At 71.7% G+C, this 17,158-nt stretch carries 16 protein-coding genes; 8 read left to right on the top strand and 8 right to left on the bottom strand.

Features of this window, described 5'->3' with window-relative positions:
• Positions 1–260: 260 nt before the first annotated feature.
• The 4 genes from bagB to AB0C36_RS07240 form a co-directional block, all read right to left on the bottom strand.
• Positions 261–1,754, bottom strand: coding sequence for an ATPase BagB (gene bagB / locus AB0C36_RS07255; protein ID WP_358350521.1), 1,494 nt, complete (start codon positions 1,752–1,754; stop codon positions 261–263).
• Positions 1,751–2,701 (bottom strand): ATPase BagA, encoded by a 951-nt coding sequence (gene bagA, locus AB0C36_RS07250; protein ID WP_358350597.1) that lies wholly within the window; start codon positions 2,699–2,701, stop codon positions 1,751–1,753. The genes bagB and bagA overlap by 4 nt, the downstream gene beginning before the upstream one ends.
• 408 nt (positions 2,702–3,109) lie before the next feature.
• Positions 3,110–4,345 (bottom strand): kynureninase, encoded by a 1,236-nt coding sequence (gene kynU, locus AB0C36_RS07245; RefSeq protein WP_358350518.1) that lies wholly within the window; start codon positions 4,343–4,345, stop codon positions 3,110–3,112.
• Positions 4,346–4,531: 186 nt separating this feature from the next.
• On the bottom strand, positions 4,532–5,482 hold the full coding sequence (locus AB0C36_RS07240) for a tryptophan 2,3-dioxygenase (protein ID WP_358350516.1): 951 nt from the start codon (positions 5,480–5,482) through the stop codon (positions 4,532–4,534).
• Between the two features lie 152 nt (positions 5,483–5,634).
• Between AB0C36_RS07240 and AB0C36_RS07235 the strand changes: the two genes are divergently transcribed.
• The 5 genes from AB0C36_RS07235 (at position 5,635) to AB0C36_RS07215 (ending at position 8,837) form a co-directional block, all read left to right on the top strand.
• A complete protein-coding gene (locus tag AB0C36_RS07235) occupies positions 5,635–6,090 on the top strand; it encodes an Lrp/AsnC family transcriptional regulator (RefSeq protein WP_358350513.1) in 456 nt (151 codons plus the stop codon).
• An 11-nt stretch (positions 6,091–6,101) separates the two neighbouring features.
• Positions 6,102–6,260 (top strand): Sp36 family protein, encoded by a 159-nt coding sequence (sp36, locus tag AB0C36_RS07230; RefSeq protein WP_231773247.1) that lies wholly within the window; start codon positions 6,102–6,104, stop codon positions 6,258–6,260.
• Positions 6,257–6,730, top strand: coding sequence for a RidA family protein (locus tag AB0C36_RS07225; protein WP_358350510.1), 474 nt, complete (start codon positions 6,257–6,259; stop codon positions 6,728–6,730). The genes sp36 and AB0C36_RS07225 overlap by 4 nt, the downstream gene beginning before the upstream one ends.
• Before the next feature lie 381 nt (positions 6,731–7,111).
• Positions 7,112–7,957, top strand: coding sequence for an NUDIX hydrolase (locus tag AB0C36_RS07220; protein WP_358350507.1), 846 nt, complete (start codon positions 7,112–7,114; stop codon positions 7,955–7,957).
• A 61-nt stretch (positions 7,958–8,018) separates the two neighbouring features.
• Entirely contained in the window at positions 8,019–8,837 is an 819-nt protein-coding gene (locus AB0C36_RS07215; protein WP_358350504.1) for an MBL fold metallo-hydrolase, read from the top strand.
• Positions 8,838–9,324: 487 nt separating this feature from the next.
• Here the strand turns inward: AB0C36_RS07215 and AB0C36_RS07210 are convergent, their stop codons facing one another.
• The gene (locus tag AB0C36_RS07210) at positions 9,325–9,999 is read right to left on the bottom strand and encodes a Crp/Fnr family transcriptional regulator (protein ID WP_235053408.1); all 675 of its coding nucleotides are present in this window, start codon (positions 9,997–9,999) and stop codon (positions 9,325–9,327) included.
• A 452-nt stretch (positions 10,000–10,451) separates the two neighbouring features.
• On the opposite strand from AB0C36_RS07210, the gene nth reads away from it, so the two are divergent.
• The 3 genes from nth to AB0C36_RS07195 all read left to right on the top strand — a co-directional run bounded on the left by nth (position 10,452) and on the right by AB0C36_RS07195 (position 13,387).
• Positions 10,452–11,255, top strand: a complete 804-nt coding sequence (gene nth / locus AB0C36_RS07205; RefSeq protein ID WP_358350501.1) for an endonuclease III — start codon at positions 10,452–10,454, stop codon at positions 11,253–11,255.
• Entirely contained in the window at positions 11,252–11,992 is a 741-nt protein-coding gene (locus AB0C36_RS07200; RefSeq protein ID WP_358350499.1) for an NUDIX hydrolase, read from the top strand. The genes nth and AB0C36_RS07200 overlap by 4 nt, the downstream gene beginning before the upstream one ends.
• Before the next feature lie 210 nt (positions 11,993–12,202).
• Positions 12,203–13,387 carry a MarP family serine protease gene (locus tag AB0C36_RS07195; RefSeq protein WP_358350497.1) on the top strand — a complete coding sequence of 395 codons (1,185 nt, stop codon included), beginning with the start codon at positions 12,203–12,205 and terminating at the stop codon, positions 13,385–13,387.
• Positions 13,388–14,045: 658 nt separating this feature from the next.
• Here the strand turns inward: AB0C36_RS07195 and AB0C36_RS07190 are convergent.
• The 3 genes from AB0C36_RS07190 to nhaA all read right to left on the bottom strand — a co-directional run bounded on the left by AB0C36_RS07190 (position 14,046) and on the right by nhaA (position 16,973).
• Positions 14,046–14,966 carry an alpha/beta fold hydrolase gene (locus AB0C36_RS07190; RefSeq protein ID WP_358350494.1) on the bottom strand — a complete coding sequence of 307 codons (921 nt, stop codon included), beginning with the start codon at positions 14,964–14,966 and terminating at the stop codon, positions 14,046–14,048.
• A gap of 125 nt (positions 14,967–15,091) precedes the next feature.
• Positions 15,092–15,511, bottom strand: a complete 420-nt coding sequence (locus AB0C36_RS07185) for a phage holin family protein (protein ID WP_358350491.1) — start codon at positions 15,509–15,511, stop codon at positions 15,092–15,094.
• Positions 15,512–15,626: 115 nt separating this feature from the next.
• A complete protein-coding gene (nhaA, locus tag AB0C36_RS07180) occupies positions 15,627–16,973 on the bottom strand; it encodes a Na+/H+ antiporter NhaA (protein ID WP_358350489.1) in 1,347 nt (448 codons plus the stop codon).
• Between the last annotated feature and the right edge of the window lie 185 nt (positions 16,974–17,158).

Genomic DNA, 17,158 nt, shown 5'->3' with positions numbered 1-17,158 from the left:
CGCACCATCACCACCACGCACGACCACGACGCACCACTACGACGCACCACAACGAGGCACCACCACCGACGCGCAGGCGTCCGACGCGCACTCATGGTCCACGGGCCCGGGAGTCAGGCCCCGGCTCGGGGACCCGGGTGCCGCGCCAGGCATCCGCGCGCCGGACACCCGCCATCCACCCGGGACTTCGCGGGGCGCGGCCTGTCAGGGGCGGCGCCCGGCACGCTGTCGGAGCGTACGGCCGCCGGCGCGCACGCGGGTCAGCCCAGGTGGCGGCCGATCGTCCGCAGCCCGTCGAGGTCGTGGACGTCGCCCGGCAGCGCGGGTACCTCGACCAGGGGGACGTCCGGGTGGATCGACGTGAAGCGCGTCCGTACGCGCTCCTCGCGCCCGATCATCCGCAGCCGTTCCGCGTGCAAGGTGAGCAGCCCGGCGACCAGCCGAAGGTCCTCCGCCGACGGCCCGTCCGCGCCGGGCTCACTCACATGCCCGCCCGAGGCCGCGGGGTCGCCCGAGTCGGCGTCGGGGGCGATGTCCGAGTCGGTGTCCGGATCGGTGTGGGTATCGGTGTCCGTGTCTTCGGGCGCACTGTCGTCCGGGGCCAGGTCGGGATCCGCGTCCGGGTCCAGGTCCGGATCCACGTCCACGTCCGCGTCCGGGTCCGCGTCCAGCTCCAGGGCTTCTTCCAGCAGCGTTTCGGCCGCGGCCGCGCTGCGCTCCGCGGACAGTTGGCCCGCCGCGGTTTCGTGCACGCGGTTGAGCACCAGCCCCGCGAGCGGCATGGCCTCGGCGTCCAGCCGTTCGACGAAGTACGCGGCCTCGCGCAGCGCGTCCTTCTCCGGCGCCGCCACCACCAGGAACGCCGTGCCGTGCGCCTGCAGCAGCTTGTACGTGGCGTCCGCACGCTTGCGGAAGCCCCCGAACGTCGTGTCGAGCGCGGCCACGAAGGTCTGGATGTCGGTGAGCAGATGCGTCCCGACGACCTTGCTGAGCGCACCCGTCATGAGGCCCATCCCGGCCGACAGGAACTTGAGCGCACCCCGCCCGCCGACCTTCGCCGGCGCGGACAGTATGCGGATGAGGCGCCCGTCGAGGAACGATCCGAGCCGCTGGGGAGCGTCCAGGAAGTCGAGGGCGGAACGGCTCGGCGGGGTGTCGACGACGATGAGGTCCCACGTGCCCCCGGCGTGGAGCTGGCCCAGCTTCTCCATCGCCATGTACTCCTGCGTACCGGCGAAGCTCGACGACAGCGACTGGTAGAAGGGGTTCTCCAGGATCTGCCGGGCGCGCTCGCCGTCCGCGTGCTGTTCGACGATCTCGTCGAACGTGCGCTTCATGTCGAGCATCATCGCGTGCAGGCTGCCGCCCTTGGTCTCGTCGACTCCGGCCACCTGCCGCGGCGTGTTGTCGAGTTCGGTCAGCCCCATCGACTGCGCGAGCCGACGTGCCGGGTCGATGGTCAGTACGACGACGTCGCGCCCGCGTTCCGCGGCACGCAGGGCGAGCGCCGCGGCGGTCGTGGTCTTGCCGACGCCGCCCGAGCCGCAGCACACGACGATGCGCGTGGCCGGGTCGTCGATCAGCGGGTCGATCTCCAGCGTGCGGGTGCGGGCGGCCGCCCGGGTCGCGGCCGGGCTCGCGGAGCGGCTCGTGGAGCGGGTAGTGGGGCGGGTAGTCGAGCGGGTTGTGGACCGGCCTCCGGACTGGCTCGCGGACCGGGTGCCCCGCGCGGAGCCCTTGCTCGCGGAAGTCATGCCACCCCCTGCTCGCGCAGTGCGTCGGCCAGGCGGTACAGGCCGCCCAGGTCGACTCCGTCGGGGAGCAGCGGCAGTTCGTACACCGGCAGCCCGAGGCCGCGGACGGTACGCCGCTCCTCGGTCTCCAGCGCGATCCGGCTCGCGTGCTCGTCCGCCTCGTCCAGCAGCGCCGCCACGAGGGCCTTGGTGGGACGTACGCCCGCCGCCCGCAGCCCCGCGTCCAGCAGCTCCGGGCCCAGTCTGCGCCCGGTGTCGGTCTCGTCGTCTGCGCGCAACGGCGGTCGGGCCATGTTGACCACCACCCCGCCGACCGGAAGCCCGGTGCCGCGCAGTTCGGCGACGCCGTCCACGGTCTCCTGCACCGGCATCTCCTCCAGCAGCGTCACCAGGTGCACCGCGGTCTCGGGGGAACGCAGCACCCGCATGACCGCCTCGGCCTGCGAATGGATCGGACCGAACCGGGCGAGCCCGGCCACCTCGGTGTTGACGTTCAGGAAGCGGCTGATGCGGCCCGTCGGGGGCGCGTCCATGACCACCGCGTCGTACGCCCATTGGCCGCGGTCGCCCTTGGCCCGGCGGCGCACCGACTCGCACGCCTTGCCGGTCAGCAGCACGTCGCGCAGGCCGGGGGCGATGGTGGTCGCGAAGTCGATAGCGCCCAGCTTCTTGAGGCCCTTACCGGCGCGGCCCAGGTGGTAGAACATGTCGAGGTAGTCGAGCAGGGCCTCTTCGGGGTCGATGGCGAGCGCGTACACCTCGCCCCCGCCCGGGGCGACCGCGATCTTGCGTTCCTCGTAGGGGAGTTCGGCGGTCTCGAAGAGCTGGGCGATGCCCTGCCGCCCCTCGACCTCCACGAGCAGGGTCCGGCGTCCGTCGTGGGCGAGGGCCAGCGCGAGCGCCGCGGCGACAGAGGTCTTGCCGGTGCCGCCCTTCCCGCTGACCACGTGGAGGCGGACGCCCTCCCAATCGGTGTCCCCGTCGGATTTCGGGCCCGCCGTGCGGGGATTGTCCGGTTCAGTCACCTGGCTCACATTGTCGAGACTAACCACCACTCGGGCGACCGAACCGCCCGCGGTCCGTGCGGGTGACCGGCATCACTCCTCCTGGCGTGCCCGAGGACCGCCGTCGGCTTCGCGCGGGCTCCGCTATGCCGCCGCGGGCTTCCGCATGCGTCCGGCGGGCTCCGCACGCTTCCCGCGGGTTCTGTTACGCGTCCCGCGGCTTCTGTGCGTATCCGGCGGGTTCTGTACGCATCCGGCGGGTTCTGTAAGCATCCGGTGGGTTCTGCACGCGTCCGGTGGGTTCTGCACGCGTCCGGTGGGTTCCGTACGCGTCCGGCCGGTGTACTTCGGTCAGGTGACGGTCGCGCGCACCGCGAAGCGCGGGTCCCGGTGGCTGCCGGAGGCCAGGACGTCGCCGAGTGCGGCGGCGGCATCGACGACGTCCGAGTAGGAGACGTACAGCGCGTTGAAGCCGAACCGCAGGATGTCGGGCGGCCGTACGTCGCCGATCACGCCCCGCTCGATGAGCGCCGCCATGATCGGGTGCGCCTCGTCGTGCCGTACCGCGACCTGGCTGCCGCGGCGGGCGTGCTCGCGCGGGGTGGCGACCTCCAGGCCCAGTTCGTCGACGCACGCGATGAACAGGTCGGTCAGCGCGAGGCTCTTGGCCCGGATCGCGGCCATGCCGGTCTCCCGGAAGACGCCGATCGCGGACTCCAGGGCGAGCATGCCGAGGATCGGGGGACTGCCGATGCGGGCGCGCGCGATGCCGTCGGCGGGCCGGTAGCCGGGCTCCATCGCGAACGGCTCCTGGTGGCCGTGCCATCCGGTGAGCGCGGGGTCGAAGACGTCGTGCAGGCGGCGTGCGACGTACAGGAAGGCAGGGGAGCCGGGACCGCCGGACAGGTACTTGTACGTGCAGCCGACCACGAAGTCCAGGTCGTGCGCGTCCGCGTCGATCGGCACCGCGCCCGCGGTGTGGCAGACGTCCCACAGCGCCAGCGCGCCGGCGTCGTGGGCCGCGCGCGTGATTCCCGCGAGGTCGCGCAGTTCCCCGGTGCGGTAGTCGACGTGGTTGTACGCCGCCACCGCGACGTCCGCACCCTCCGCCCCGCCCAGGACGGCGGCGGCCTCGCCGGCGGGCACACGCCGTACCCTCGCGCCGCACAGCCTTGCCACCGAGTCGGCGAGGTAGCCGTCGGTCGGGAACGTGTCGGGGTCGGTGAGGATCACCGAGCGCCCCGGCCGCAGGCGTACGGCCGCGACCAGGGCGTTGAACAACTGCACCGACGTCGAGTCGCCGCACACGACCTGGCCCTCGGCGGCACCGATGAGCGGCGCGATCGCGGCGCCCACCCGGGTCGGTGCGTTCCACCAGTCGTTGTCGTTCCACGAGCGGATCAGGTCCACGCCCCACTGCCGCAGGACCACGTCGTCGAGGGCGCCCGGCACGTCGTCGGGCAGCGCGCCCAGCGAGTTGCCGTCGAGGTAGACGACACCCTCCGGGAGGCGGAAGCGCTTGCGCAGCGGGGCCAGCGGATCGCGGGCGTCGAGGGCCAGGGCGTGGGCGCGGGACGTGTCGGACACGATCGGTTCCCCAAACGGATTCGGCAGGCGATTCGGGAGGACGCTGCGGCGGCCGGGTTCGGCGGGCCGGATTCGGCGGTGCCGGGTTTGGCGGTGCCGGGTTTGGCAGGCGGGTTCGGTGAGCGGATCAGGGAGGAGACTGCGGCGGACGACACGGGTCGTCGAACCCCTGCGGCCTCGGGCGAATCAGATCACGGACGTGCGCATCGTCCACAGATCCGGGAAGACCCGGTCGCGTACCGTACGCTCCAGCCACTCCGCCCCCGAGGACCCGCCCGTGCCGGGGCGGTTGCCGAGCGCCCGCAGCGTGGCCGCGAGGTGCCGCTCGCGCCAGCGCGTCCAGCGCTCGGAGAGGTCGGTGAGCACCTCGCCCAGGTCGCGCAGGTCGGGGTGCGCGGTGCCGGTGGCGAACACCTCGGCCCATGCCGCCTCGACGCCGGGATCCGGCTGGTAGGGGCGGGTCCGGTCGGCCTCCAGCGTGGCGGTGGGCACCGGCAGGCCGCGGCGGTGCAGGGCGGCGAGCGCGGCGTCGTACAGGCTCGGGGCGTGCAGGGCGGCGTCGAGTTCCGCGTGTACGGAGGGCACTCCGGCGTACAGGCGCATTACGTTCGCGCGCTTCAGGCCGAGCAGGAACTCCAGCTCGCGGTACAGGTGCGACTGGAAGCCGGACGCCTCGCCCAGCGCCTCGCGGAACGCCCCGAACTCGGCCGGGGTGAGCGTCGCCAGCAGGTCCCACGAGTCGACCAGGACGTCCGCCTGGCGCACGCTGCGCCGCAGTACGCGCGTCGCGTCGGCCACCTCGTCGCGGTCGAGCAGCCCGCGCGCGACCGTCCACTCGTGCTTGAGCAGCGCGAACAGCAGTTCCATCACCTGCGACGCGATGACGAACGACATCTCGGCCGGCTCGTCGGTGCGCGGGTGCTGGAGGCTGAGCAGGCGGTCCAGGCCGACGTAGTCGGCGTAGGGCGGCTGGTCGGCGTACGCGGTGCGCGGCTGCTGCGGCGTCGGCTGCGGTGGCTGCTGCGGCTGGGCCTGAGCGCGTGGCTCCGCCGTGCCGTTCGCTGCGCTGCTGCCGCCCATTCCCATGGGACAGATCCCGGACATGCCGACCTCTGTTCCCGCGGTCGCGCCGCCCATCACCCACCACCTCGCTGCCGGTCCTCTGCGTGCCTTTATCGAAGCGCCGCATCGAGGAGTTGTGAATGGATGATCCAAGGGCCTGGAGGCCGATCGTCTTACGATAGGAAAGCAAAGCAAACTACTGCTTGACGATCGAAAAGGTGCCTCGCATGGCGCTGGATGCGTCCGACCGGCGGCTCCTCGAGGAGCTCCAGCGAGACGCGCGCGTCTCGTACAACGAACTTGCGCGGCGCGTGGGACTGTCCCCGCCCACCGTCGCCGACCGGGTGCGCCGCATGGAGCGCGCCGGCGTGATCACCGGGTACCACGCGCACGTCGACCCCGCGGCGGCCGGGCGCGGCGTCATCGCTCTCGTACGCATGAACTGCTACGGCCCCGGCTGCCTGCTGCGCCGCGACGCGGACGAGGTGCGGGACTGGCCCGAGCTGCTGCAACTGCACCGGGTCACCGGCGACGCCTGCTGCCTGCTCATGGTGGCGACCCCGACGATGCACGACTTCCAGGTGCTGATCGACCGGCTGGCCGAGCACGGCACGCCGTCCAGCACGATGGTCCTGTCGAGCCCCGTCCCGTGGCGTGCGGTCGACACCCCCGAGCCGCGTTAGAGTCCCGTCCCATGAAGAAGTGGGAGTACTTCACCGCGCCGTTGCTGATCCACAACACCAAGCAGATCCTCGACACCTTCGGTGAGGACGGCTGGGAGCTCGTCCAGGTCGTGCCTGGGCCGAACCCGGAGAACCTGGTGGCGTACTTCAAGCGGGAGAAGCAGTCGTGACCGACGAGTTCGTGCACCCGGAGGACCGGCTCGCCCAGCTCGGGCTGACCCTCCCGGGTGTGGCGGCGCCGGTCGCCGCGTACGTTCCGGCGCTGCGTACCGGCAACTACATCCACACCTCGGGCCAGCTCCCGATGGTGGAGGGCAAGTTGCCGCAGACCGGCAAGGTCGGCGCCGAGGTGACGCCCGAGGAGGCCAAGGCGCTCGCGCAGCGCTGCGCGCTCAACGCGCTGGCCGCGGTCAAGGCGGAGCTGGGCGACCTCGCGCTGGTACGCCGCGTGGTCAAGGTCGTCGGGTTCGTCGCGAGCGACCCCGGCTTCACCGGCCAGCCCGCGGTGTTGAACGGCGCGAGCGAGCTGCTGGGCGAGGTCTTCGGCGAGGCGGGCAAGCACGCCCGCAGCGCGGTCGGCGTCGCGGTCCTGCCGCTGGACGCGCCGGTCGAGGTGGAGATCGTCGTCGAGGTCGTCTGATCCTTCCGCTTCGCTGACCGGGGACGCATTCCGGCGGTCCGTCGAGCCGGGCCGGCCGTGGTGGGGCGTCGGGGCCGAGCTGTGCGGCGGCGCGACGAGGCCGGCTGCGCGGCGGTTCTTCGAGGGGCGGGTGCGTGCGCCGTGTGTTCGGTGCGTGCGCACCCGCCCTTTACGACGTCCTGGCCGTGTGCCCTGATGCCACGCACGGATCCTGGGTTCTAGCTCAGGGAGGCTGCTGTGGGGCTTCCAGGGGGTGTCCGAGGGTCAGTTCCGGGGCAGCTCGGGGGCATTTCCGAGGAAGGCCCGGTGACGCCGGAACAGCGGCGTGCCGGAAAACTGACGACCTGTCAAAAGTTCTCGACGCCGCGTAGCATCCGCCGCATGACATCGCCCGGCTTCCCCGCGTCCTGGCTGGAGCGCGCCCGCGCCATTCTCGACGGTGACCTCGTGCCCGCCGAGCCGCGCCGTGCGGCCACCGTCGTCCTGCTGCGTCAGCGGCCGGAGGGGCCTGAGGCGTACCTGCTGCGGCGGCACGCGGGCATGAAGTTCGCCGCCGGCATGTACGCGTTCCCGGGCGGCGCGGTCGACCCGCGCGACGCCGACCACGAGGTGGGGTGGGCCGGCCCGGCCCCCGAGGACTGGGCGAAGCGCTTCGGGACGTCGCCCGCCGAGGCCCGGGCGATCGTCGCGGCGGCGGTACGCGAGACGTTCGAGGAGTCCGGCGTCCTGCTCGCCGGCCCCGACACCGACTCGGTTGTGTCCGACACCACGGGCGACGACTGGGAGGCCGACCGCGTGGCGCTGGTCGACCGTACGCTCGGCCTCACCGAATTCCTCGACCGGCGCGGCCTGGTGCTGCGCTCCGACCTGCTGGGCGCTTGGTCGCGCTGGGTCACCCCCGAGTTCGAGGACCGGCGCTACGACACGTGGTTCTTCGTCGCGGCGCTGCCGGAGGGGCAGCGCACGCGCGACGTGTCGGGCGAGGCGGACCGCGTGGCCTGGGCCCGGCCCGCCGACGCGCTGGTCGGCCTGAAGGCCGGCGAACTCGGCATGCTGCCGCCGACGATCGAGACGCTGCGCAATCTCGCGGCGTACGACTCGCCTGCCGCGGCCAGGGACGCGTCCGCCGACCGCGACCTCGCGCCGATTATGGCCAGGCCGCGGTTGGACGGGGACCGGCTGGTCATCGAGTGGGCCGGCATCGCGGACCCGTTCGGGACGGCCTGAGCGGGCCGTCAAAACCGATCCCGCCCGAACGGACTCGAAAGCACTCGGAAAGACTGGGCACATGGACTCTTACCGCATCCCCGGGGACCCGCGGCAGGTCGTGGCGGGTCCGGCGACCACACGTACGACCTGTGTCCTGGCCCCCAACGCGAACCCGATGACGCTGGACGGCACCAACACGTGGCTGGTCGCCGAGCCGGACGCCGACCGCGCGGTGGTGATCGACCCCGGGCCGCTCGACGAGGGACACCTCGCGGCGGTGCTGGCGGCCGCCGAACAGCGCGGAGTACGCGTCGCCGAGATCCTGCTGACCCACGGGCACCCGGACCACTCCGAGGGGGCCGCACGGCTCGCGGAGCTGGCCGGGTGCGGTGTGCGGGCGCTCGACCCGGCCCACCGGCTCGGTACCGAGGGGCTCGTGGAGGGCGACGTGGTCACCACGGGCGGGCTCGAGCTGCGCGTCATGGCGACCCCGGGCCATTCGTGGGACTCGCTGTCGTTCGTGCTGCCCGCCGACGACCTGGTCTTGACCGGCGACACGATCCTCGGGCGCGGCACCACGGTGGTCGCGCACCCGGACGGCACGCTGGGCGACTACCTCGACTCGCTGGCCCGTCTGCGGGCGTTGGTCCAGACGGGTGAGGTGAGCCGTGTCCTGCCCGCCCACGGGCCCGTCCTCGACGACGCCCTCGGCGTCGTCGAGTTCTATCTCGAACACCGCGCGCAGCGGCTCGCCCAGGTCGAGGAGGCCGTGGCCCTGGGGGACACCACCGCCCGCGAGGTCGTCGAGCGGGTGTACGCCGACGTCGACAAGGGCCTGTGGTGGGCGGCCGAGATGTCGGTCCGCGCCCAGCTCGACTACCTCAAGCGACGCCAGTAGCCAGGCAAGGCCCTTAGCCAACAAGCAACGGGAGTGAGGCGTCCGCCCGCGAACGGCGGCAAGGTCCGCAACGCGGCGAGCGTGCGTGCCACGGTTCGCGGGCCTGGCGAGAATTTGGAAGACACTCCCTAGCCCACGGCCCGCGGGCTATCCGACGCGAATTTGAAGACACTCCCTAAAACCACCACGATCCGAGCCGTTCGCAAATCCGGGCCAACCACGATCCGGGCCGACCACGATCCGGGCAGACCCCCAGTCCCGACCACCCGGTAGCCGAGCCGCCCGCAATCCGAGCCGCCCACGATCCGGTCCGCCCGCAAGCCGGGTCGCCCGCAGTCCGGGCCACCCGCAAGCCAAGCCGTCCACAAATCCGCGCCGCCCGCGGACCCGGTTGTCGAACCCGGGTTCGACGCCGAGACGACCCCGAGGCAGGCGACCCCAAGGCAAGCGGCCCCAAAGCCGGAGCCCCCGAAGCCGGAGCCCCGCCTCAGCGCGAGCGGCGCGAAAGACGCTCGACGTCGAGGAGCACCACGGCCCGCGCCTCCAGGCGCAGCCAGCCGCGGCTGGCGAAGTCCGCCAGCGCTTTGTTGACCGTCTCGCGCGAAGCGCCGACCAACTGGGCCAGCTCCTCCTGCGTGAGGTCGTGCGCCACGTGGATGCCTTCCTCGGCCGGCACGCCGAAGCGGCGTGACAGGTCGAGCAGCGCCTTGGCCACGCGGCCCGGCACGTCCGAGAACACCAGGTCGCCCAGGCTCTCGTTGGTGCGACGGAGACGCCGGGCTATCGCCCGCAGCAGCGACAGCGCGACCTTCGGCCGGCCGTTCAGCCACGGCTGGAGGTCCTGGTGTCCCAGGCCCAGCAGGCGTACGTCGGTCAGCGCCGTGGCCGTGGCGGTACGCGGCCCCGGGTCGAACAGCGACAACTCGCCGAACATCTCGCTCGGCCCGAGCACCGCGAGCATGTTCTCCCGGCCGTCGTTCGAGCTGCGGTGCAGCTTGATCTTGCCTTCGATGACCACGTACAGACGGTCGCCCGGGTCGCCCTCATGGAAGAGCGAGTCACCGCGCTCGAGCCCGACCTCGGTCATGGAGGCACGCAGCTCGGCGGCGTCCTCGTCCTCGAGTGCCGCGAACAGCGGCGCCCGCTGCAGAACGTCGTCCACGAGGGGTCCCTCCTTGCCGGTCCCGATCACCCGATCGGAGCCTGGCGGTCAAACAGTGCGATCGGTCACAGTCTGACGCACGCGGATCAGGTTTGTTCACGCGGGTGGTCCGACTCACTATCCGGAGGCTTCCGGGTGTCTCGGACATATCCCCTTGCGTGATCATGTGTATGCGTGGTGATACGAGGATCTCACCGACTCCGCGACGCCGCCTCCAGGGCCCCGACTCCCGCCGCTCCATCAGCCGCCCCCACCCCGAATCGCCGCCGCACACCGCGCCGACAGGCCGCCGAAAATGCCGCCAAAAAGCCGCCAAAAAGCCGATGAAAAAGCCGCCGTACGCCGCTCAGCGCTCCTCAACGCCGCAGTACGCCGCGATTCGCCACCGTCCGCCGGAGGCGTCCGAAGGTCGCGCACCCCATGTGTAGCACCCGTCTGCGTACTCTGGCCGGGTGCCCGTGAAAAAGCAGGAGAGCCGCGTCGCTCTCGTCCGCCGCGCCCGTCGGATCAACCGGGAACTGGGGGAGTTGTACCCCGGTGCGCACTGTGAGCTGGACTACGACAACGCCTTCCAGCTCCTCGTCGCCGTCGTGCTCTCCGCGCAGACCACCGACCGCAGCGTCAACAACGTCACGCCGACGTTGTTCGCGCGGTACCCGGATGCGGAGGCGCTGGCCAAGGCCGAGCCTGCGGAGCTGGAGGCGATCGTCAAGCCGACCGGGTTCTTCCGGGCGAAGTCCCGCTCGATCATGGGGCTCGCCCAGGCGCTGTGCGACAAGTTCGGCGGCGAGGTGCCCCGCAAGCACGCGGACCTGGTGACGCTGCCCGGAGTGGGCCGCAAGACCGCCAACGTGGTGCTCGGCGAGGCGTACGGCGTGCCGGGCATCAGCGTCGACACCCACTTCGGCCGACTGGCCCGCCGCTTCGGCTGGACCGCCGAGGAGGACCCGGTCAAGGTCGAGCACGAGGTCGGCGCGCTGTTCCCGAAGAAGGACTGGACGCTGCTCTCGCACCGGGTGATCTTCCACGGCCGCCGCGTGTGCCATTCCCGCAGGCCCGCCTGCGGGGCGTGCGGAATCGCGCCGCTGTGCCCGTCGTTCGGGGAAGGGGAGACCGACCCCGACAAGGCACGCAAGCTCTTGAAGTACGAACTGGCCGGGCAACCCGGCCAGCGCCTTCGGCCACCGGCGACGCCGGTGCTCGCGATCGGGGCCGCACCCGCCGACGGGGCGGCACCAGGAGAAGGGACCGTATGACCGAGACCGATCCGGTGACCCGTCAGGACGCGCCGATCGTCGAGGACGGACTGCCCGCGTGGCTCCGTCCGTTCGCCGACGCGGCCCGTGCCGTCAGCCCAGAGCAGCTCAGCCGTTTCCTGCCGCCCGAGCAGGGCGGTCGGCAGTCGGCGGTGCTGATGCTGTTCGGCGAGGGCGAGGACGGCCCCGACGTCCTGCTGCTCGAACGCTCCCACACGCTGCGCAAGCACGCGGGCCAGCCTGCCTTCCCGGGTGGCGCGATCGACCCCGAGGACGCCGGGCCGGTCGACGCGGCGCTGCGCGAGGCCCAGGAGGAGACCGGGCTCGACCCGTCGTGCGTGCAGGTGTTCGGCATGCTGCCGCCGCTCTACATCCCGGTCAGCAACTTCGTGGTGACGCCGATCCTGGCGTGGTGGCGGGACGACTGCCCGGTGGCGCCGGTGGACGCGGGCGAGGTCGCGCGCGTCGTACGGGTGCCGCTCGGCGACCTGACCGACCCGCTGCACCGGGCGCGCCTGCGGCATCCCACCGGCTACCTCGGTCCGGCCTTCCTGGTGGACGGCATGGTCGTGTGGGGGTTCACCGCGGGCCTGCTGGACCGCACCATCGCGCTGGCGGGGTGGGAGCGGCCGTGGGACCACGAGCGCGAGGTCGAACTCACCGAGGCGCAGTGGCGGCTGGCGCGGCGCGGGTACGACCGGTACGAGGAGACCGCGTCCGACCCGGCGTCGGGCTGACGTACCCGGCTCTCGTATCAGACCGACGTATCGGGCTGACGTATCAGGCACACGTGTCGGGCCGCGTACCGCGCTGACATCCCGTCAAGACGGTTGGGGGCGCCGGTCCGACGCGACCGCCTGCGGGGCGTGTGCCAGGCACGTCACACCACGTCGACGAGCCCGTCGCCACTGCGGACATCAGGTATCCCGCCGTGAGAACGTGACACGGTGAACGTCCTCGACCTGATCCTCATCGTCGCCGCAGTGGCGTTTGCGGTCTCCGGCTACCGGCAGGGCTTCATCGTCGGCGTGCTGTCGTTCGTCGGATTCCTCGGCGGCGGCGTGCTCGGGATGTGGCTCGTGCCGTACATCCTCGAGCACTTCGAGCCGGGGCTCGGCCCGTCGATCGCGGCGATTTGCGTCGTGCTCGTCCTGGCCACCCTGGCCCAGGCGATGGCGACGGCACTGGGCAGCAGACTGCGTCGCCACCTGACGTGGCAGCCCGCCCGGATCGTGGACGCCGCGGGCGGCGCGGTCGTGAGCGTGTCCGCGCTGCTGGTCGTGGTCTGGCTGATCGGCTCGTCGGTGGCCGGTTCGACGATGCCGACGGTCGCGCGCGAGGTACGCGGGTCGCAGGTGCTCGGCGGCGTGCAGAAGGTGCTCCCGCAAGGCGCCGACACGTGGTTCTCGTCGTTCAGCAACCTGCTCGACAGCAACGGCTTCCCGCAGGTCTTCAGCCCGTTCGTGCACGAGGACATCCCGCAGGTCCCGCCACCGGACCCGGCGCTGCTCAACTCGCCTGCCGTGCAGAGCACGCGCGACAGCATCGTGAAGATCGTCGGCACCGCCAAGAGTTGCGGCAAGGTCATCGAGGGCTCGGGCTTCGTGTTCGCGCAGAACCGCGTCATGACCAACGCGCACGTGGTCGGCGGCGTACGCAAGCCGACCGTGCAGATCGGCGGCGAGGGCAAGCAGTACGAGGCCGAAGTCGTGCTGTACGACTGGCGCCGCGACATCGCGGTCCTCGCGGTGCCCGGACTCAAGGCCAAGCCCCTGGAGTTCGAGCAGAAGGCGCCGCCGGGCTCGGACTCCCTGGTGATCGGCTTCCCGGAGAACGGCGCCTTCCACGTCGAGGCGGCGCGTGTGCGGGCGCAGATCAAGGCCGGCGGACCGGACATCTACAAGCGCGGAACAGTCAGCCGCGACGTCTACTCGCTGTACGCCAAGGTCCGCCAGGGCAACTCGGGCGGCCCGCTGATCTCCCCGGAAGGCAAGGTCTACGGCGTGATCTTCGCGAAGTCGCTGGACGACGACTCGACCGGATACGCGCTCACCGCCGAGGAGATCCGCGAGGACATCGCGGCGGGCATCCGCAACACCAAGCCCGTCGACACGCAAGGGTGCGCGCTGTAGCGGTACGCACCCGCCGACCGCCGACCGCCGACCGCCGACCGCCGACCGCCGACCGCCGACCGCCGACCCGCCCCGCGGGTCCGCGGCAGCACGCCCGCGACAGCAATCCGCAGCCGCAAGTCCGCACGCGCGGCTGCGTGGTCGCGGCCGTACGGTCGCCGTGGTGCGTCCGCGCAGGCGTGCATGTACGCCGCCTGGCGGCAGTGGTGTGCGGATGCCTGGGGCCGAGGCCTACCGGGCGCGTATCCGCAAAGAAAGCCAGCGCACGCGCCGGCGCAATATGGCGACCAGTCCCGCGAGATGCCCCGCGCGGTCGGGGGACGTCCAGTGGTACGTCCGGCTCATGTCCCGGCGCCTACCCAGGCGCTTCAGCGGATAACCGCGCGATGCCATGCGCACAGGATTTCACGGGTACGGCTCGTCCTGGTTTGTAGATAACTGCCAGGAATTCCCGCTCAGTTGATCGAGATGATCTAGTGCGGGTGGCGCCTGCCACACCGCCTCCGCCACCCACGGATCACCGTGTCCCGGTTCACCCCGAACCTTCACCCGACCGGAACGCCCCGCCCGGAACGCCCGACCGCCCGGAACGTCCGCCCGACCGGGAGACCCGATCGGAACACCCGACCGGACCCCGCCCGACCGGCGGCACCGGCACTCAGCGTTCCGGCTCCGGGTCCTTCAGCCAGTTCAGCAGTTCGTGCGTGAACGTGTCCGGGGCTTCTTCATGCGGGAAGTGCCCGACGCCGTCGAGCAGTCGCCAGCGGTACGGGGCTTCGACGTACCGCCCCGAACCGGCCGCCGTGCGCGGCAGGATGGCGGTGTCGAGCGCACCGTGCAGATGCAGGGTCGGCACCCCGACCGGTGTCTTCATGCGCGCGGCGTACTGCAGGCCGTCGGGGCGCGGCAGCGAGCGCATCAACCACCGGTAGTGCTCGGCGGCGCAGTGCGCGGTGCCCGGGATCAGCATCGCGCGCCGGTAGCGCTCGGCGACCGCGGCGTCCGGCCAGCCGGGCGCCGCCCACTCGCCCATGAGGTCCTCGACCATGGCCGCGTCGTCGCGCACGAGTTGCCGCTCGGGCACCCACGGGCGCTGGAACGAGAAGATGTGCCGGCTCGCGGCGATCTGGTGGCGGTCCGTCAGCAGCGCGGTGCGCAGGCGGCGCGGGTGCGGCATCGAGACGGCGACCAGGCGGCGTACGAGCTTGGGACGCAGCACCGCGGCGGTCCACGCGAGCGAGGCGCCGACGCCGTGCCCGGCGACGATCGCGTCCGGTTCGCCGAGCGAGCGGATGACGCCGGTGACGTCGAGAGCCAGGGTGATGGAGTCGTAGCCGCGCGGCGGGCGGTCACTGCCGCCGTACCCACGCAGGTCCATCGCGACCGCCCGGAACCCGGCGCGCGCGAGCGCCTCCATCTGGTGGCGCCACGTCCACCAGAACTCGGGGAAGCCGTGCAGCAGCAGGATGACCGGCCCCTCGCCGAGTTCGGCGATATGGAAGCGCGCACCGTTCGCCGAGATGTCCCGGTGTGTCCAGGGACCGTCGATATTGACCGCAGAGCTCTCGGGAACCGTCACGTCAGCAGACTTGCACACATCGCGGCGCGTCCGGTGGAGCCGTGCGCGCCCGGTAGGTCACATGTGTTCCACGGCCCCGTGCCGCCTCGCCGACCAGGCGCGCTGCCGCCGCGCGTCCCGGCGGATCAGCCGACGTTCTTGAGTGTCGCCACCGTCTCCTGCGTGGACCGGATAGTGCGCTGCGGCGGCCGGACCTTTTTGAACGACATGACGCCGAAAAGCCCCAGCAGGACCGCGAGCAGCAGGTAGGCGCCGCCGACGATCAGGAACGACCAGCCGAGTCCGAGTCCGAGCGCGTGGATGCCGTACGCGATCGCGACGCTCAGGAACGGGAACGCGAAGAACGCCAGGGCGCCCGCGACGATGAACGCCCCGCTTCCCTTGGCCGCGTGGACGACGTTGATCTTGATCTCGCTCTTGGCGAGCTCGATCTCGCTGCGGACCAGCGTGGACATGTCCCGCGTCGCGTCGGAGAACAGCTCGCCCAGGGACCGCTGGCTGTCGACGGGCACGTCCTGCGCGCGGGGCCTCTCGGTGCCTGACATGCTCTCTCCTCGTCGTGCTACCGGCGTGTAGCCCCGATCATGCCCTGCCCCGGCGCCCGCTATCCAGCGGGGCGCGGCGTACGGGTGTGACAGATGTGTCGCGTTTCGCCCGGCGTCAGTCGCCGGAGGTGCCGCCGAACCCCTTCGGCGCCTGTTTGAGCTTCGCGTCGTGGGCGCGGCGGGCGTCCTCCTGGTAGATGTCCGGGATGCCGTCGCCGTCGTCGTCGCGGTCCTCGGCGTCGATCAGCGCGCGGTACCGGTTGTTCCTTATCCGCAGCAGAACGGCGGCGCCGAGCGCGGCGAGCAGCGACCCGGTGAGCACGGCGGCCTTGGCCTGGTCGGTCATCCCGGGGTCGGTGTCGAACGCGAGTTCGCTGATGAGCAGCGAGACGGTGAACCCGACGCCCGCGAGCATCGCGAGGCCGAGGACGTCCGCCCAGGCGAGGTCCTCGTTGAGCTCCGCACGGGTGAACCGGGCGGCCAGATAGGTGCCGCCGAAGATGCCGATGGCCTTGCCCAATACCAGGCCGAGGACGATGCCGAGGGGCATGCGGTGGGTGAAGACGTCGCCGAGCGCGGTCGCCGACACCGCGACGCCGGCGGAGAAGAGCGCGAAGACGGGGACCGCGATGCCGGCCGAGATAGGGCGTACGACGTGTTCCAAGTGCTCGGCGGGCGACGCCTCCTCGTCCTTGTCCGGGAGCACGCGCATCAGCAGGCCCATCGCCACGCCCGCGACGGTGGCGTGCACGCCGCTCTCGTGCACGAGCACCCAGATGACCAGGGCGAGCGGCACGTAGAACCACCAGCCCCGTACCCGGTAGCGCTGCAGCAGATAGAAGACCACGAGCCCCGCGACGGCGACGCCCAGCGCCCAGAACTTGACCTGGTCGGTGTAGAAAACCGCGATGACCAGGATCGCGAGCAGGTCGTCGACGACGGCGAGTGTGAGCAGGAACGCGCGCAGCGCCGACGGCAGGTTGGTGCCGATGACCGCGAGCACCGCGAGGGCGAAGGCGATGTCCGTGGCGGTCGGGATGGCCCAGCCGTCGAGGTTGTCGCCGCCCGCGTTGACCGCGAAGTAGAAGAGCGCGGGCATCGCCATGCCGCAGACCGCCGCGATGACCGGCAGTGCGGCGGCCGAGGGCGAGCGCAGTTCGCCGACCACCAGTTCGCGCTTGAGTTCGATGCCCGCCACGAAGAAGAAGACGGCCAGCAGGCCGTCGGACGCCCACGATCCAAGCGAGAGGTTCAGGTGCAGGGACTCTGGGCCGAGGTGGTAGTTCTTGAGGTCCTCGTAGGAGTTGCTCCACCCGGAGTTCGCCCAGATGAGGGCCACGACCGCGGCGATCAGCAGGAGCGCGCCGCCGACCGTCTCGGTGCGCAGCGCGTCGGCGACGAAGTTCCGCTCTGCGAGGGTGGACGGCCGCCGAAGGAACGTACGGCGGAGGGCGGAACGCACGGATGGGCCTCCTGGTCGCGACGGCTCGCAGGCCTATACCGCACTGCGAATCGGACAAAACTGGTGGATACGTGACGTATCCCGCCGACCAGGCTTCCCGGCATGCCTCCTGGCGAGGGAGGCCCTTTGTACGTCGGGCGCCGATGCCGCCTCGCGTGCCGACGGCACCGCGCGGGCGGCTGGGG

The organism is Streptodolium elevatio (genome assembly GCF_040649515.1).
GTDB lineage: Bacteria > Actinomycetota > Actinomycetes > Streptomycetales > Streptomycetaceae > Yinghuangia > Yinghuangia elevatio.
This window is presented reverse-complemented; position numbering and strand designations above follow the sequence as displayed.

Bases quoted from the DNA above. Each gene is read 5' to 3' on its own strand.
- bagB (WP_358350521.1), bottom strand. From the start codon at position 1,754: ATGACTTCCGCGAGCAAGGGCTCCGCGCGGGGCACCCGGTCCGCGAGC.
- AB0C36_RS07240 (WP_358350516.1), bottom strand. From the start codon at position 5,482: ATGGGCGGCGCGACCGCGGGAACAGAGGTCGGCATGTCCGGGATCTGT.
- AB0C36_RS07235 (WP_358350513.1), top strand. From the start codon at position 5,635: ATGGCGCTGGATGCGTCCGACCGGCGGCTCCTCGAGGAGCTCCAGCGA.
- sp36 (WP_231773247.1), top strand. From the start codon at position 6,102: ATGAAGAAGTGGGAGTACTTCACCGCGCCGTTGCTGATCCACAACACC.
- AB0C36_RS07220 (WP_358350507.1), top strand. From the start codon at position 7,112: ATGACATCGCCCGGCTTCCCCGCGTCCTGGCTGGAGCGCGCCCGCGCC.
- AB0C36_RS07215 (WP_358350504.1), top strand. From the start codon at position 8,019: ATGGACTCTTACCGCATCCCCGGGGACCCGCGGCAGGTCGTGGCGGGT.
- AB0C36_RS07200 (WP_358350499.1), top strand. From the start codon at position 11,252: ATGACCGAGACCGATCCGGTGACCCGTCAGGACGCGCCGATCGTCGAG.
- AB0C36_RS07185 (WP_358350491.1), bottom strand. From the start codon at position 15,511: ATGTCAGGCACCGAGAGGCCCCGCGCGCAGGACGTGCCCGTCGACAGC.